The 16,687-nt window shown below is 45.5% G+C and carries 15 protein-coding genes; 2 read left to right on the top strand and 13 right to left on the bottom strand.

The window, feature by feature from the left end; all coding sequences use genetic code 11:
- Positions 1-107 precede the first annotated feature (107 nt).
- From rpoS to mazG, 11 genes are all read right to left on the bottom strand, one after another.
- Positions 108-1,088 (bottom strand): RNA polymerase sigma factor RpoS, encoded by a 981-nt coding sequence (gene rpoS, locus RA178_RS06100; protein ID WP_028761361.1) that lies wholly within the window; start codon positions 1,086-1,088, stop codon positions 108-110.
- A gap of 80 nt (positions 1,089-1,168) precedes the next feature.
- Positions 1,169-2,065, bottom strand: coding sequence for a peptidoglycan DD-metalloendopeptidase family protein (locus tag RA178_RS06095; RefSeq protein ID WP_306684930.1), 897 nt, complete (start codon positions 2,063-2,065; stop codon positions 1,169-1,171).
- A 100-nt stretch (positions 2,066-2,165) separates the two neighbouring features.
- Entirely contained in the window at positions 2,166-2,801 is a 636-nt protein-coding gene (locus RA178_RS06090; RefSeq protein WP_306684929.1) for a protein-L-isoaspartate(D-aspartate) O-methyltransferase, read from the bottom strand.
- Positions 2,798-3,547, bottom strand: a complete 750-nt coding sequence (gene surE / locus RA178_RS06085) for a 5'/3'-nucleotidase SurE (protein ID WP_105251808.1) — start codon at positions 3,545-3,547, stop codon at positions 2,798-2,800. Before surE ends, RA178_RS06090 begins: the two co-directional genes overlap by 4 nt.
- Positions 3,544-4,659, bottom strand: a complete 1,116-nt coding sequence (gene truD, locus RA178_RS06080; protein WP_168822946.1) for a tRNA pseudouridine(13) synthase TruD — start codon at positions 4,657-4,659, stop codon at positions 3,544-3,546. Before truD ends, surE begins: the two co-directional genes overlap by 4 nt.
- Before the next feature lie 20 nt (positions 4,660-4,679).
- Entirely contained in the window at positions 4,680-5,165 is a 486-nt protein-coding gene (gene ispF / locus RA178_RS06075) for a 2-C-methyl-D-erythritol 2,4-cyclodiphosphate synthase (RefSeq protein ID WP_168822943.1), read from the bottom strand.
- Between the two features lie 37 nt (positions 5,166-5,202).
- Complete coding sequence (gene ispD, locus RA178_RS06070) at positions 5,203-5,994, bottom strand: 2-C-methyl-D-erythritol 4-phosphate cytidylyltransferase (RefSeq protein ID WP_212601489.1); 792 nt, start codon at positions 5,992-5,994, stop codon at positions 5,203-5,205.
- A 12-nt stretch (positions 5,995-6,006) separates the two neighbouring features.
- Positions 6,007-6,306 (bottom strand): cell division protein FtsB, encoded by a 300-nt coding sequence (gene ftsB / locus RA178_RS06065; protein WP_105253074.1) that lies wholly within the window; start codon positions 6,304-6,306, stop codon positions 6,007-6,009.
- Positions 6,307-6,405: 99 nt separating this feature from the next.
- On the bottom strand, positions 6,406-7,701 hold the full coding sequence (gene eno / locus RA178_RS06060) for a phosphopyruvate hydratase (RefSeq protein WP_105251763.1): 1,296 nt from the start codon (positions 7,699-7,701) through the stop codon (positions 6,406-6,408).
- 229 nt (positions 7,702-7,930) lie between these two features.
- On the bottom strand, positions 7,931-9,568 hold the full coding sequence (gene pyrG / locus RA178_RS06055; protein ID WP_306684928.1) for a CTP synthase: 1,638 nt from the start codon (positions 9,566-9,568) through the stop codon (positions 7,931-7,933).
- A gap of 116 nt (positions 9,569-9,684) precedes the next feature.
- Positions 9,685-10,581, bottom strand: a complete 897-nt coding sequence (gene mazG, locus RA178_RS06050; RefSeq protein ID WP_306684927.1) for a nucleoside triphosphate pyrophosphohydrolase — start codon at positions 10,579-10,581, stop codon at positions 9,685-9,687.
- 542 nt (positions 10,582-11,123) lie between these two features.
- On the opposite strand from mazG, the gene aguA reads away from it, so the two are divergent.
- Both aguA and RA178_RS06040 read left to right on the top strand, forming a co-directional pair.
- On the top strand, positions 11,124-12,236 hold the full coding sequence (gene aguA / locus RA178_RS06045; RefSeq protein WP_306684926.1) for an agmatine deiminase: 1,113 nt from the start codon (positions 11,124-11,126) through the stop codon (positions 12,234-12,236).
- A 74-nt stretch (positions 12,237-12,310) separates the two neighbouring features.
- Positions 12,311-14,017, top strand: coding sequence for an amidase (locus RA178_RS06040; RefSeq protein WP_306684925.1), 1,707 nt, complete (start codon positions 12,311-12,313; stop codon positions 14,015-14,017).
- A gap of 181 nt (positions 14,018-14,198) precedes the next feature.
- Here RA178_RS06040 and RA178_RS06035 read toward each other — a convergent pair whose 3' ends face one another.
- Both RA178_RS06035 and RA178_RS06030 read right to left on the bottom strand, forming a co-directional pair.
- The gene (locus RA178_RS06035; RefSeq protein ID WP_306684924.1) at positions 14,199-15,263 is read right to left on the bottom strand and encodes a methionine synthase; all 1,065 of its coding nucleotides are present in this window, start codon (positions 15,261-15,263) and stop codon (positions 14,199-14,201) included.
- A gap of 55 nt (positions 15,264-15,318) precedes the next feature.
- The gene (locus RA178_RS06030; RefSeq protein WP_306684923.1) at positions 15,319-16,293 is read right to left on the bottom strand and encodes a DUF1852 domain-containing protein; all 975 of its coding nucleotides are present in this window, start codon (positions 16,291-16,293) and stop codon (positions 15,319-15,321) included.
- Positions 16,294-16,687 lie beyond the last annotated feature (394 nt).

Here is a 16,687-nt window from a genome sequence, read left to right as displayed (position 1 = left end):
TAAAAATAACAACGCCCACTCTATAGTGGGCGTTTTACTTTATGACGTGATCTCACACTAAGTACATTTTCTGGATAGCTTCTCTGAAAGGCACCAGAAGACCGATATTAGTTTCTAAATAAAGCTTCAACAGATAAACCTTGAGAACCCAATAAATCACGTAAGCGTTTTAATGCTTCCACTTGGATTTGACGAACACGTTCACGGGTTAAACCAATTTCAGCCCCCACATCTTCAAGCGTAGAAGGTTCATAACCTAACAAACCAAAACGACGGGCTAATACTTCTCTTTGTTTTGTGTTCAACTCGTTAAGCCATTTCACCACCGAGTTAGAGATGTCTTCATCTTGCACTTTATAGTCAGGGCCAACACTATCATCATCGGCCAGTACATCTAATAATGCTTTCTCGTTATCGCCCCCCAAAGGCGTATCAACAGAGGTAATTTTTTCATTCAGCTTAAGCATGCGGCTCACATCAGAGCTAGAAACTTGCAGTTTTTCAGCAATTTCTTCCGCTGTAGGTTCATGATCCAGTTTTTGTGCTAATTCGCGGGCTGTGCGCAAGTATACGTTGAGTTCTTTAACAACATGAATCGGCAAACGAATAGTACGAGTTTGATTCATGATAGCGCGTTCAATCGTCTGTCTGATCCACCAAGTCGCATAGGTTGAAAAACGAAAACCTCTTTCTGGGTCAAACTTTTCTACGGCACGAATTAGACCTAAATTACCCTCTTCGATAAGATCGAGCAGTGCTAAGCCGCGGTTATTGTAACGACGTGCAATTTTTACGACGAGACGTAAATTACTTTCGATCATGCGATTACGGGATTTTGCACAACCTTTTAAGGCCTTACGGGAAAAGTAAACTTCTTCTTCTGCGCTAAGCAGTGGGGAAAAACCAATCTCACCTAGATAAAGTTGAGTGGCATCAAGATTTTTTTGCAGGTCATCTTGGACCTGTTGTTCTATTCCTAGCTCTTGGACTAGATCGGTGGCAACTTCTTCTTTTTCAAGATCAAAGTCTACGGTTTCTACGGAAAAATCTACTAGTGCTTCTGCGGCAGTGCTATTTATGCGGCTCATGATCAAATCTCCCAAACCTAATTAAACTGCTGAATTAGTGCAATTTCCTATCCTCCATTTGCCAACAAGGCCCCAAACAATCATTGTTTAGGTAAATAAGTAAGTGGGTTTACAGACTGTCCATGGTAACGAATTTCAAAATGTAACATTACCCGATTGGCACCTGTATTGCCCATTTTTGCAACAGTCTGCCCTGCGAGGACATGTTGCTTTTCTTTGACTAAGATCTTGTCCGTATGAGCATAAGCACTAAGGTAATCGTCACTATGTTTAATAATCACTAAATTACCGTAACCCCTAAGAGCACTTCCTGCGTATACCACCCGCCCATCTGCAGCAGCTTTGATGATATCTCCCCGATTTCCCGCGATCTTAATACCTTTATTTCCCTGCTCATTGGCAGAATAAGTTCCGATTAACTTCCCTCTTACTGGCCACTGCCACTGACTCACACTGGCTGGCAGTGTTGAGGTGGGTGGAACCATTAGTTGGTTAACATTTTGTTGGTAACTTGTTACAAGGTACGCGGGCTTAGCTTTCTGATCAAGTGTTTTTTTCAGATCGTCACTTGACTTAGCATTAGACTGATAAACCTTATCATCTAATTGTTTTTTATCACTTTTACTTGAGTTAGCATCTGAATTACCCGTTATATTTCCATCTAAAGTCGTAGATTTTGATTGGTTACTAGATTTAGCATTAGTTAAATATAAAATCTGTCCAGGGTAAATTGTATAAGGGTTATCTAATTGATTAAGTTTAGCTATTTCAGAAAAGTCTTTCCCTGCAGCCCAAGAAATAGAGTAGAGAGTGTCACCTTTTTTAACTTTATATGAATTCGATTTAATGTGGCCTTTGCTATTTTTAGAGTAGCTATGAGAAATATTTTCGACGGGTGCGGGTCTGCTGGCCTGAAAGCTACAGCCTACAAGCAGAAATATAAAGCAAAGGTTTAAGAGTAAACCCGCATTCAACAATAAAAACTCCTTGGTAAGGTTGTATTACTGTTTATGATGAGAAAATGACGCCTTCTGTGCAAAACAAGCACTTCGCTTAACACAGTAGCACAACACAAGGTTAAGCTAACTCTCCATTAATTAAAGGTACAAATTTAACCGTTTCAATGGTTTCAGAACTAAAGCGGTCAGCAGTGCGCGTAATACGCATCAATTGTTGAGTATCCTCTCCCACAGGTAAGACTAACACCCCTCCATCAGCCAACTGAGACAATAAAGCTTCTGGTATAGTCGCCGCCGCCGCAGTCACCATAATGGCATCGAACGGACTACGATTAGCCCATCCCAACCAACCATCACCATATTTGAACGACACATTATGCAAATCTAATCGTTTTAAACGCTGTCTTGCTTGAATTTGTAAACCTTTGATCCGTTCGATAGTACAAAGCTGAGGCACCAATTGAGCCAAAATGGCTGCCTGATAGCCCGATCCCGTCCCCACTTCTAACACTCGCAGTGGCATCTTGTGCAGTAAGAGTTCGCTCATACGGGCAACAATATAAGGCTGCGAAATGGTTTGCCCTTGTCCAATTGGCAAAGCCGTATTTTCATAGGCTTTATGGGCTAGCGCATTATCGAGAAACATTTCTCGCGGCGTATGCGATATCGCCTTTAACACGGCTTGATTACGGATCCCCGCATCTTGAAGCTTTTTAGCTAAATTCACCGCCGATGTTAAGGCAACTCGAGTCATATTTTATCTACCCAATTTTGCAATGCCGTTAGTTGTCCGTAGGCGGTTAAATCAACCGTCAAGGGCGTAATTGAAACATAGCCATTGGCGATAGCATGAAAATCAGTGCCCTCTGTGGCATCCTGCTCTTGTCCCGGTGGACCAAGCCAGAAGATTTCACGTCCGGCAGGATCTTGCGTTCGCACTATGCCTTCGGCCTTATGACGAGCGCCGAGGCGAGTCACTTTGATGCCTTTAATTTGATCAAGTGGCAAGTCAGGCACATTCACATTTAAGATCTGATCTTTTGCCAAAGGCTGGGCCAACAAACCTTGAACTATCCGCCGAGCATAAACAGCAGCCGATTGATAATGTTCGAATTTACGGCCATTAAGCGAAATCGCTATTGCAGGAAAACCTAAAAAGCGTCCTTCCATCGCGGCGGCAACCGTCCCCGAATATAAGGTGTCATCACCCATATTTGCCCCCGCATTGATGCCAGACACCACCATATCAGGTTCGCCATCACATAATTCTCGGATAGCCAAATGAACGCAATCTGTCGGTGTACCGTGAACGGAAATATAACCATTATCTAACCTATTAATTCTTAATGGATTAGTCAAGGTTAATGAGTTGCTCGCACCAGAGCAATTTCGATCCGGCCCCACAGTCAGCACAGTCGCAATTTCAGCCAAAGCCTCAGATAAGGCTTTGATACCTGGAGCATTAATCCCATCGTCATTGCTAACAAGGATACGGATCATGACTCTGCTTCAGTCTTAACAGTATCAATGTTAGCCACTACGTTAGCGTTAATTACCTCAGGCGCAGGCTCCTGCACCAATGTCGCTTGCCATTGCTGCTCTTTAACATCTTGATAATTAACCAACTCTCTCAATAACGATGTTGCAAAACTGCCCGCAGGCAACACAAACTCCAGCACTAAGCCATCGGCGGTTTGTTCGTATTTAAGGCCTTGGGGCTCAAGCAGTAACGGACGGCGTTCTTGCTCTAATCCGGCGTGCTCTAAACCATAGCAATCGTCAGCTAACTCACTCATGGCTAAGGTTTCCACCGCAGCAGCTTCACCTTGGGGTAACATCATGCCGCGCCCCCACAATGGTGCAGAAAGTTGAATGTCTTTTTCAATCAGACGCTTCAATACGATGAGATCCCATTCAGGCGTAACAAAGAAGCTTTTGCTGCCCGCTAACATCACACAATCACCCGCTAAAGGCTTAGTGCCATGGTTGGCTAATCGGTACGACACTACAGTGTTAAACAGATTTGAGCGCACGGCAGACAAATACATGCTGCGCTTATTTCTGTCTTTCACTTTTTTACCCGCCATCATTTGGCGACCAAACACTAAGTTTTTGCCATCGTGACCAAAGCGCTGCTCACCAAAGTAATTGGGCACGCCCACTTGAGCGACCTTTTCGATACGACTGATAATGTCTTCCACTTGGGTGACATTTCTCAGGGTAAGAATAAAGCGGTTACCGACTAAGGCACCAATTCGCAGTTTCTTGCTGTGGCGGCTGCTCGACAATATGGTCAAACGATCGCTATTGAGCTCCTTCCAAGTAGGCGTTTCTTTACCTGGAATACGCACCCCGAACCACTGTTCTGTGATGGCATTTTTATCTTTTTGCCCAGCGTAGGTGACTTCCTTTGGATGCACCTTAGCGAACTTAGCGATCATTTCAGCGACTTGTACTGTATTTAGCCCTTCTTTGCGTACATGCAGCATATGATGTTCACCTTCACCCGTCGGGCTAAAAGGCAAAATCTCTTTCACGATAAAATCGCTATTTTGGGTTCTTAGATCTGCTGTACCTAAAGGCTTACCATACAGATAATGTAATTCGCTCATGGGACTTTTTTACTCTTAAGTTAATCGTGTTTGCGTGCCATAAGTACCACGGCTTCTACCGCAATACCTTCTTTACGCCCGGTAAATCCAAGCTGTTCAGTCGTGGTCGCTTTGACATTAATATCGTCAAGTTCCGCGGTTAAATCGGCGGCTAATATCTGGCGCATTGCCTCTATGTGCGGTGCCATTTTAGGAGCTTGGGCTATGATAGTGACGTCAAGATTGCCGAGCACAAAGCCTTTCGCTCTCGCTAAAGCATAGCAATGACGCAGCAATACGCGGCTATCGGCCCCCTTATAGGCGGCATCGGTATCGGGGAAATGTTTGCCTATGTCACCGAGCGCTAAAGCACCGAGGATGGCATCGGAAATCGCATGCAGTACCACATCACCATCTGAATGTGCGACTAGGCCTGTTTCATAGGGTACTTCCACGCCACAAAGGATCAATGGCCGCGCCGCACCAAATTTATGCACATCGAAACCATGGCCGATACGGATTTTCATTTAATATTCCTAACGTATTATTTTACTTTGATTATGACTATTTAACGGCACGCATCAAAAACAGTTCGGCTAGCCCTAAATCGTCGGGATGCGTTACTTTTATATTATCAGCACGGCCCGAAACGAGTCCGGGTGATATCCCCGCCCATTCCATCGCCGAAGCCTCATCTGTGACTACCGCACCTGCAGCCAGAGCCGCATTGAGGTAATTTTTTAATTGCTGCGCTGGAAATAACTGCGGCGTCAATGCATGCCATAAATTATCGCGACACACAGTGGCACTGATTTCACCCTGTTTATTCGCGCGCTTCATGGTATCGCGTACAGGCATTGCCAAAATAGCACCTTGGGGAAATTGCACTCTGGATGCGAGTAACTTGTCGATATCTGTCGCGGTTAAACAAGGTCTTGCCGCATCATGCACTAAGGCCCAACTGTGCTCGGGCGCAATTTGCAGCGCCGCCAACACAGAATCAGCGCGCTCACCGCCACCTAATACTGTAATCAATTTGGGGTGCACGGCCTGTGGCAAGGTATCGAAGATAGTATCGTTCGAATGTAAGGCGACGATCACTTGAGAAATGTGCGGATGGGACAAGAGCTTATCTAAGGTATGAGCAAGAATACTCTGGCCGCACACCTCAAGATATTGCTTAGGTCTGTCGGCGCCCATACGGCTACCTATGCCCGCAGCTGGAACGATGGCAACCACAGCTTGAGTGACATGCTCAGCTTGGCGCTGCAATTCAATTTGTGTTACCAGATCAGATTGGCTATCGGGATTGGATTGTTCATTTAATCCAAGATCTAAATGTCCTAGCTCTGTCATCCTAACTCCATATTACTGAGATGGACTCGATACCGAGCGCTCACCACCCACGACGCGATAGAAGGTCTCGCCTTCTTTAACCATGCCAAGTTCGTTACGTGCGCGCTCTTCGATGGCTTCTGTACCACTTTTCAGATCGATGATTTCTTCCTTCAGCACTTGGTTACGCTCATTGAGTTTGGCGTTACCTTCTTGCTGGGCGGCAATTTGTTTTTGCAGAACGAAATATTCAGGAAGACTATTACCTCCCGACCAAAGACGGAATTGCAGTACACCGAGTAGCACTATGAGTGCAATGACAAAAAATTTCATGGAGGAATTAGCGTCAGTATCTTGGATTAAAAAAATATACAGCAGATAGTACAACAAAAAAGGCCACCAAGTGGTGGCCTTTTTACATCAAATATTAAATTACGCCTGACCTTTGATCTCTTTCAAACCACGGTATGGGGCTTTTTCACCTAATTGCTCTTCGATGCGCAGCAATTGGTTGTATTTAGCGACACGGTCAGAACGACACAGTGAACCGGTTTTGATTTGACCAGCAGCAGTACCCACGGCTAAGTCAGCAATGGTTGAATCTTCAGTCTCACCACTACGATGTGAAATCACGGCGGTATAACCCGCTTCTTTCGCCATACGAATGGCCGCTAAAGTCTCAGTCAATGAACCAATTTGGTTAAACTTGATAAGGATTGAGTTAGCAATACCGTTTTCAATACCACGGGTTAAGATTTTAGTGTTAGTAACGAATAAATCGTCGCCCACTAATTGGATCTTGTCGCCCATGATTTGAGTTTGGTAAGCCCAACCATCCCAATCTGATTCGTCTAAGCCATCTTCGATAGACACGATTGGGTATTGGTCAGCCAATGATTTTAAGAAATCAGAGAAACCGTTCGAGTCGAAGACTTTGCCTTCGCCCGCTAAATCGTATTTGCCGTCTTTGTAGAATTCAGATGCAGCGCAATCCAGCGCTAACGTGACATCAGTACCTAACTTGTAGCCAGCCAGTTCAACCGCTTCTTTGATAATGGCTAACGCATCAGCGTTTGACGCTAAGTTAGGTGCAAAACCACCTTCGTCACCCACAGAAGTGCTTAGGCCTTTGTCGTGCAATACTTTTTTCAACGTATGGAAGATTTCAGCGCCCATGCGCAGTGCTTCACGGAAGGTTTTCGCGCCAACAGGTTGCACCATGAATTCTTGAATATCAACGTTGTTATCCGCGTGCTCGCCACCGTTTAAGATGTTCATCATAGGCACAGGCATAGAATATTGGCCTGGTGTACCGTTTAATTCAGCGATATGCGCGTATAAAGGAATACCTTTAGATGCTGCTGCTGCTTTAGCAGCCGCTAAAGACACAGCCAGAATCGCGTTTGCGCCTAACTTGTCTTTGTTTTCTGTGCCATCTAGGTCGATCATGATTTGATCAAGCTCAGCTTGTGCAGTCGCATCTTTGCCTAATAATGCAGCGCGGATGACACCGTTTACGTTAGCAACAGCTGTTAATACGCCTTTGCCTAAATAACGGCTCTTATCGCCATCACGTAATTCTAACGCTTCACGGCTACCGGTTGATGCACCAGAAGGCGCCGCAGCCATACCCACAAAACCACCTTCTAAATGCACTTCGGCTTCAACAGTTGGGTTACCACGAGAATCCATAATCTCGCGACCAATCACGTTAATAATCTTAGCCATAACACCCTCGATTTAAGTTTAAAGATAAAAGAAAAAACCAATACCTATGGAAATAAATGGAAGTCACATACCGCAGAAAATAACAAAATTCCATTTACGGTTTGCGTCCATACAGATGCAACTAGTACGCATGCTGTTTATACCCAGAGGTATTAAGTTCTTATGTTTCAAGTCTGATGAGTGTAACAAAAGGCCGGCCCCACTGTCGCGGGTCCGGCCTCAAATATTCTTACTTCAGATCACGTTTTTGATGCGCACTTGCCGCAGCAATAAACCCTTCGAACAATGGGTGACCATCGCGCGGAGTTGAGGTGAACTCAGGATGGAATTGACCTGCAACAAACCATGGGTGATCTTTTAATTCGATCATTTCCACCAGCTTGCGATCAGAAGACAGACCGCTGAAGATCATGCCAGCTTGCTCTAAACGCTCTCTGTATTTGTTGTTCACTTCGTAACGGTGACGGTGACGTTCTACACAGCTATTGCCTTTGTAGGCTTGAGCCGCTTTTGAACCCTCGAGTAAATGACACAATTGAGCGCCTAAACGCATAGTGCCACCTAAGTCAGACGCCTCATGGCGCTGCTCAATATTACCTTCTTCGTCAATCCATTCAGTGATCAAACCCACCACTGGGAACGGTGTTTCTTTATTAAATTCAGTTGAATGTGCATCAGCCATACCTGCAACATTACGCGCAAATTCAATCAGTGCTACTTGCATACCTAAACAAATACCGAAATACGGTAAATTGTTTTCACGGGCAAATTTTGCCGCCAGTATCTTACCTTCAACACCACGCTCACCAAAACCGCCTGGTACTAAGATACCGTCTAAGCCTTGTAAGACTTCTTCGCCTTTAGCTTCTACGGTTTGTGAATCAATGTACTTGATGGTCACAGATACGCGGTTTTTAAGGCCAGCGTGTTTTAATGCTTCGTTAACTGACTTATAGGCATCTGGCAGTTCAATGTATTTACCCACCATACCAATAACGACTTCGCCGTTTGGATTAGCTTCTTGATAAATCACATTTTCCCACTCAGACAGATCCGCTTCACGGCATTCTAAACCGAAACGCTTAACCACTAAGTCATCCAAACCTTGTGAACGTAACAAAGCTGGGATTTTATAAATACTATCAACATCTTTTAATGAAATAACCGCACGCTCTTCGACGTTACAGAACAGCGAGATTTTGGCTTTTTCATTAGCAGGAATCGCACGGTCACCACGGCAAACCAACACATCTGGTGCAATACCGATAGAACGCAGCTCTTTCACTGAGTGTTGAGTTGGCTTAGTTTTCACTTCGCCAGCAGCACCTAAGAAAGGCACTAAGGTTAAATGCATGAAAAGAGTACGATCACGACCCAGCTCAACACCGAGCTGACGGATAGACTCTAGGAACGGCAAGGATTCGATATCACCCACAGTACCGCCGATTTCGACGATAGCGACATCATGGCCTTCGCCACCGGCTAATACTTTTTCTTTAATCGCATTAGTGATGTGTGGGATAACCTGAATGGTTGCGCCCAAATAATCGCCACGACGTTCTTTACGTAATACTTCTTCGTAAATACGACCGGTAGTGAAGTTGTTACGACGATTCATCTTAGTACGAATGAAACGCTCGTAGTGACCCAAGTCGAGATCTGTTTCTGCACCGTCTTCAGTAACAAATACTTCGCCATGTTGGGTTGGGCTCATGGTACCCGGATCAACGTTAATGTAAGGGTCCAGTTTCATGATGGTTACATTGAGACCGCGGGCCTCTAAAATTGCAGCTAATGATGCTGCTGCAATGCCTTTACCTAGTGATGAAACAACGCCACCAGTAACGAAGATATACCTTGTAGTCATGCTGAACCTGAGAAAATGAGTTTGAAAATACGTGCTTGTAAGAAAGCACTAGGACGGGGCAGTAGTATACCAAAGGCGGCGCGATTCGACAAACACCAATCGGGATAATTTGCCGTTTATCTCGTCTCCATCGCTTTTACTTGGTCCCAATAGGCATCGAGCTCCATTAATGTGTGCTCTTCCATGCTTTTACCGCTGTCACTCGCCAACTGTTCTACACCGCGAAAACGGCGTTCAAATTTAAGGTTAGCTTGGCGCAACGCTTGTTCTGGATCGACCTTAAGATGGCGAGCTAAATTCACCACGGCAAACAGCAAGTCGCCCATTTCGGACTGCACTTTAGCTTGGTCTTGCTCGTCTTGATTCACTTCATGCAAGACTTCATCGATTTCTTCATGGATTTTAGCGACCACAGGTTCAAGTTCGGCCCAATCAAACCCGACTCGCGCCACCCTTTGCTGAATTTTGATTGAGCGCGACAGCGCAGGTTGGGTACGCGGAATATTGTCTAACGCAGAAACCACAGTATCTGCTTGGGTTTCACCCGCCACTTGCAGGGCCTTTTGTTCACGCTCAATCGCTTTAATTGCTTCCCAATTGGCTTTCATCGCTTGGGCGCTATCGCCTATTTGCGGATTTTGTTCGCCAAACACATGGGGATGACGGCGGGTCAACTTGTCGCTGATTTTCTCAATCACTGTGGCAAAATCAAACAGCCCCTGCTCTTTACCGAGCTGACAATAAAATACGATTTGAAATAATAAATCCCCAAGTTCATCGGGCAACTCATCCCAGGCTAAACGCTCTATGGTATCGGCAACTTCATAGGCTTCCTCTAAAGTAAAAGGCACTATGGTTTGAAAGGTTTGTGCTTTATCCCACGGGCAACCCGTGTGCGGATCACGCAGTTTTTCCATAATGTTAAGCAGCGGCTCAACATCTGTTATAGAAAATCCCGTTGTAGAAGGTTCCGTGGTTGAAAATGAAGTTAATGGCGCAGTTTGGGAAGTCATGCTTACCTCCTTTAAAGATAAATGCTAAAACAGGCTAAATACTGAGGATGAACAAAAAGAATACGCCTCAGCAGTGCTTGTTAGTAAAAGGCTATAATAACGCGATGATAAGCGAGGTAAAATAAAAGCGCTATTTTGATGCTGAGATCAGATCTTAGGGTTCTTATTTAATAGGTCTTATTTTAACTAAAAGTGCATTCGCGCCATGTAGTGGTGAAATTCACCCAAAGAGCAATAAATCGACGATTTAACGACCCAATAAATTCTCATCTATGTCCTGCATACAAGTATTTAGCGCAAGCCATCTTAAATGATAAGATACGCAGCAATATTTCAATGAAGCTAAAACTCACTGAGTGAAGACCTAACAATTTCGGCCTAACTATACATGTGATGAATGCATGTGATAAATGCTCGTAATGAGCGCAGCGTGATAAATACGGTCATTCGATTTATTTGATTATGTTAGGTGTATTTCTATTCTGTCGCCCAAAATGGGGCGTACTCCCTTATAGATTTGAGCATTACTGGAGACAAAATTCATGACAAACGCGAATGTGGATGCCACGCCGTTAACGACTAAGCCATCACAAGATGGTTTTTATATGCCCGCCGAATGGGCGGCGCAGCAAGCCGTATGGATGATTTGGCCATATCGTCCCGATAATTGGCGCTCTGCTGGGGCTTATGCTCAAGCAACCTTTGCTAAAGTGGCCGATGCCATTGGTGGTGCAACGCCCGTGTATATGGGTGTACCTAAAGCCTTTTTAGCTGAAGCTCAAAAAGTGATGCCATCGCACGTCACCTTGGTTGAAATGGACAGTAACGATTGCTGGGCTCGCGATACAGGGCCAACCGTAGTTGTGAATGATAATGGCGAATGCCGTGGCGTTGACTGGGGCTTTAACGCTTGGGGCGGCCATAACGGTGGTTTGTACTTCCCATGGGATAAGGACGAACAAGTTGCACAGCAAATGCTTAAGCAACATGGGTTTGCCCGTTACAGCGCGCCGCTGATCCTCGAAGGGGGTTCTATCCATGTTGACGGTGAAGGCACATGTATGACGAGTGCCGAATGTTTACTCAACGCCAACCGCAACCCAGATCTGACGAAAGAACAGATTGAAGACTTACTGCGTGAATATTTGAATGTTAAGCAGTTTATCTGGTTGCAAGATGGCGTGTATATGGATGAGACCGATGGCCATATCGACAATATGTGCTGTTTTGCCCGTCCTGGTGAAGTCATTCTGCACTGGACTGATGATGAGACCGATCCCCAGTATCCTCGCTCAAAAGCGGCGCTCGATGTGCTGCAAAATACCGTGGATGCCAAAGGCCGTAAGTTAAAAATCCATCTGTTGCCACAACCTGGGCCGCTATATTGCACCGAAGAAGAATCAAAAGGTGTGACCGAAGGCACTGGCGTGCCACGCACGGCGGGTGAGCGTTTAGCCGGTTCTTATGTGAACTTTTTAATCACCAATCATCGCATCGTGTTCCCACTGCTTGATCCTGCAACCGATGATATCGCCGCCCAAAAACTGCAGGAAATCTTCCCAGAGCATGAGATTGTGGGTGTGCCAGCCCGTGAGATTTTATTAGGTGGCGGCAATATCCATTGTATTACCCAACAGATCCCCTCTGGAAAGTAACCCCAAGGAGAACATAATGACGATTGATGTCACTGTTGTTGTAACACCATTGGCTTTCAGCGGGAGGGCGTAAGATGTTTGAAGTTACTGAAGTTTCCATTGCCGAGCTGCGTGCAGCACTCGAATCTGGCCGCACCACCGCGATTGAGTTGGTGAAGTCGTATCTCGCGCGGGTTGAGGCGTATGACGGCCCAGCGACCCAGACTAAGCTCAATGCATTAGTGGTACACAATCCCGATGCGCTTAAAGAAGCTGAGGCGTCAGATGCGCGCCGCGCTAGAGGTGAAACCTTAAGCCCACTCGATGGTATTCCTTACACTGCCAAAGACAGCTATCTGGTTAAGGGACTGACGGCGGCGTCTGGCAGTCCAGCGTTTAAGAATTTGGTTGCCCAATACGATGCCTTTGCCGTTGAGCGCCTACGCGCCGCGGGTGCCATTTGCTTAGGCAAAACCAATATGCCACCCATGGCCAATGGCGGCATGCAGCGTGGTCACTATGGCCGCGCCGAAAGTCCATACAATGCTAACTACCTCACAGCACCGTTCGCCTCGGGCTCTTCTAATGGGGCGGGCACAGGCACGGCGGCAAGTTACTCTGCTTTTGGTCTTGCTGAAGAAACTTGGTCGAGCGGCCGTGGGCCAGCATCGAATAATGGTTTGTGCGCCTATACCCCGTCGCGGGGCGTGATTTCTGTGCGTGGCAACTGGCCGTTGACACCGACCATGGATGTCGTCGTGCCTTATACTCGTACTATGGCAGACATGCTCGAAGTGCTGGATGTGATTGTTGCGGATGACCCTATCACCCGTGGTGACCTATGGCGTCTACAACCTTGGGTTGAGATCCCTAAAGCCTCCACAGTCCGTCCAGCATCTTATCTGGCGCTTGCCGCTTCAGCCGACACCCTTAAAGGTAAGCGTTTCGGGGTACCGCGCATGTTCATCAATAAGGATGAATTAGCGGGCACCAGCGAAAACCCAGGTATCGGTGGCCCAACGGGCCAACGTATCCATACTCGCCAATCGGTTATCGATTTGTGGGAAGCGGCACGCAAAGCCTTGGAAGCTGTCGGCGCCGAAGTGATTGAAGTGGACTTTCCGCTGGTATCAAATTGCGAAGGTGATCGCCCAGGTGCGCCGACTGTCTTCAACCGCGGCATAGTCACGCCTCAGTTCCTCCATGATGAGCTATGGGAACTCTCCGGTTGGGCGTTCGATGAATTCCTGCGTGCTAACAATGACCCTAAACTCAACAAGCTTGAAGATGTTAACGGCTATCTGATTTTCCCCCACGATTTAGGCACCTTGCCGAATCGTGAGGGCGACCTCGCCGCGGGCATGGATGAGTACGTCAACATGGCCAAACGCGGTCTTAAATCCTATGACCAGATCGACAGCATTCCCGATGGTCTGCGTGGCTTAGAGAAGACTCGTAAGCTAGATCTCGAAGACTGGATGGACGAGCTTAAGCTCGATGCCGTGCTGTTCCCCACCGTGGCAGATGTCGGCCCTGCCGATGCGCATGTGAATCCGGCTTCCGCCGATATCGCTTGGAGCAACGGAGTGTGGGTGGCAAACGGCAACCTAGCGATTCGTCACTTAGGGGTACCGACTGTGACTGTGCCTATGGGCGTGATGGCCGATATTGGCATGCCAGTCGGTTTGACCTTCGCCGGTCGCGCCTATGACGATAATAACCTGCTTAAATTTGCAGGTGCATTTGAGTCAACAGGTGACAGGCGCATGATCCCGCCACGTACACCAAAGCTTGGCCAATAAGCGCTAAGACAATGCATAAACCTAAGCACTAAATGTATGAGCTTAAAAATGAAAACGGGATTGGCATCAATTTGCCAATCCCGTTTTTTTTAATACCGACGTCGATACCCTTTCAACAAAGCTGGATTCATGCTGCTATAAAACATGCTGCTGTAAAAAAGACAGCAACACTTAACACGTCTTATCTTAATGCCAAGAGTTCTTTTCTGACGATCTCTGCGCCTGCACTTAAGGCGTTGAGTTTGCCTCTTGCGATTTGATGAGATAAAGGCGTCATACCACAGTTGGTACAAGGATAAAGCTTGTCGGCATCGACAAATTTAAGGGCTTTTCGTAGGGTGTCAGCGACTTCCTCTGCGGTTTCAATCGTGTCGGTGGCAACATCAATCGCGCCGACCATGACTTTCTTACCGCGAATGAGTTCAAGTAGCTCCATTGGCACATGGGAGTTGTGACATTCTAGCGAGATAATATCGATATTCGATTTTTGCAGTTTAGGAAACACTTCTTCATATTGGCGCCACTCTGAGCCCAAGGTTTTTTTCCAATCTGTATTGGCTTTGATGCCATAACCATAACAAATATGCACCGCCGTTTCGCATTTTAGCCCTTCAATGGCTCTTTCTAAACACGCGATACCCCAATCGTTTACCTCATCGAAAAACACATTAAAAGCCGGCTCATCAAATTGGATAATATCAACACCCGCCGCTTCTAATTCTTTGGCTTCCTCATTAAGAATTTTGGCAAATTCCCAAGCAAGCTTTTCGCGACTTTTATAATGGTCATCATAAAGCGTATCTATCATGGTCATAGGGCCAGGTAGGGCCCATTTAATCGGTTGCGTAGTTTGCTTGCGTAAAAATTTGGCATCTTCAACAAACACCGACTTTTGGCGGCTCACTGGGCCGACAACCGTAGGCACGCTCGCATCATAGCGATCACGAATTTTAACGATTTTACGTTTTGAAAAATCAACGCCATTGAGGTGCTCAATAAAGGTAGTGACAAAATGTTGCCGCGTTTGCTCGCCATCACTGACAATATCAATCCCTGTTTGCTGTTGATCTTGTAATGACAAACGCAGTGCATCGTGTTTACCGGTAATTAATTCCTCTCCTTGCAATTTCCATGGAGACCACAGCGTTTCAGGCTCTGCAAGCCATAAAGGTTTAGGTAAACTGCCCGCAGTTGAAGTCGGTAACAGTCTGTTGTTAATCAGGGTTTTATTAAGTCGTGTTGTCATAATAATGATGCCGTATTGGGTTAATTATTGAGCGTGACGATTAGGCTCAGAGCGACTAATCGTAATTAGCAGACCATTGTTCAAAAAACGTTTGATAGGGTTTGATAAAGTGCTCCGCTGCAAATTTGCCTTGCTCATTCGCCAATTGGCTACGTTCAGCTCGATCATAAACAATTTGAGTCAGTGAATGATCCAAGTTTTTCAAATTAGGTTGATAGCATTTTCCGGCAACAGCATTGGCATTATAAATCTCAGGGCGATAGATTTTTTGAAAAGTTCCCATAGTGCTGATGGTGCTTATCAACTCAAGATGGGTGTAATCATTGAGTAAATCACCAACGAAATAAAAAGCTAAAGGCGCCACGCTATTTGGTGGCATAAAATAGCGCACCTGTAAGCCCATTTTTTTGAAATATTGCTCAGTTAAAGACGATTCATTTGGCTGATATTCAACCCCTAATACGGGATGTTGATTCTCAATTCTATGATAGGTTTTATTATCCGACACACTGAGGCAGATAACCGGTGGCTTATTAAAATTCTGTTTGTAAGTATCAGAATGAACAAAAGACTGAAATAGCTTTCCATGTAGACCACCAAAATCATCTGGAATACTAAATTTGGCTTGGCCCTTATTATGCTCTGCCAGTAATACGCTAAAGTCATAATCGCGTACGTAAGATGAAAAGTTATTACCGACAATGCCTTCAATACGTTTATTGGTTTTATGATCAATAATATTGGTTTTCAATACTTCAATCGATGGGAAGGTTTGGCCACTGCCGTCAATATCCAAATTAACGGAGATGATTTCCAACTCGACGCTATAACGATCGCCTTTAGGGTTATCCCAATGCGCTAAGGCATTAAAACTGTTATCAATCATCTTTAACGCGTTGCGTAAGTTCGCTTGGCGATGACTGCCTCTGGCCAAATTAGCAAAGTTGGTCGTGATACGCGTCTTGTCTGAAGGATGATAATTTTCATCAAGACAAATGCTGTTAATCGTAAATGTAAAATGCTTATTCATAGTGATCCAGTATCCCATTGTCTGATTTCAAACCTGAGTTTATGCCCTGCGCTTCTAGCTTCTCGACCCGACTCTGATAGACATTATTAGTGTTCTGTCTGAGGTTCTATTTAACTTAAGTGCCGATGACTTAAGTCCTGATGGTTTAGCTAGTGTGCAACTTCAAGCTTGTCTAATATTTCGCTTGGAGTCATTTATACGTGGTTCGGCACATGAACAAAAACGGTTTTATTTCACATAGAACATGAGCCATATTCATGATCAATTAGCATAGCGTTGTTGGTTAAATCATTCCGTAGCGCGTAATAACTCCTCGGAGGCTGGCCGATTAGATAATTTGCTTGCAAAAGGGAATACCCAGAATTGCTGGAGCACATTTTTCCTAATTAGTCAT

Source organism: Shewanella oncorhynchi (genome assembly GCF_030848765.1).
GTDB classification, from domain to species: Bacteria; Pseudomonadota; Gammaproteobacteria; order Enterobacterales; family Shewanellaceae; genus Shewanella; species Shewanella oncorhynchi.
Note: the sequence above shows the minus strand (reverse complement) of the source record. Positions and strands in the feature narration are given on the sequence as shown.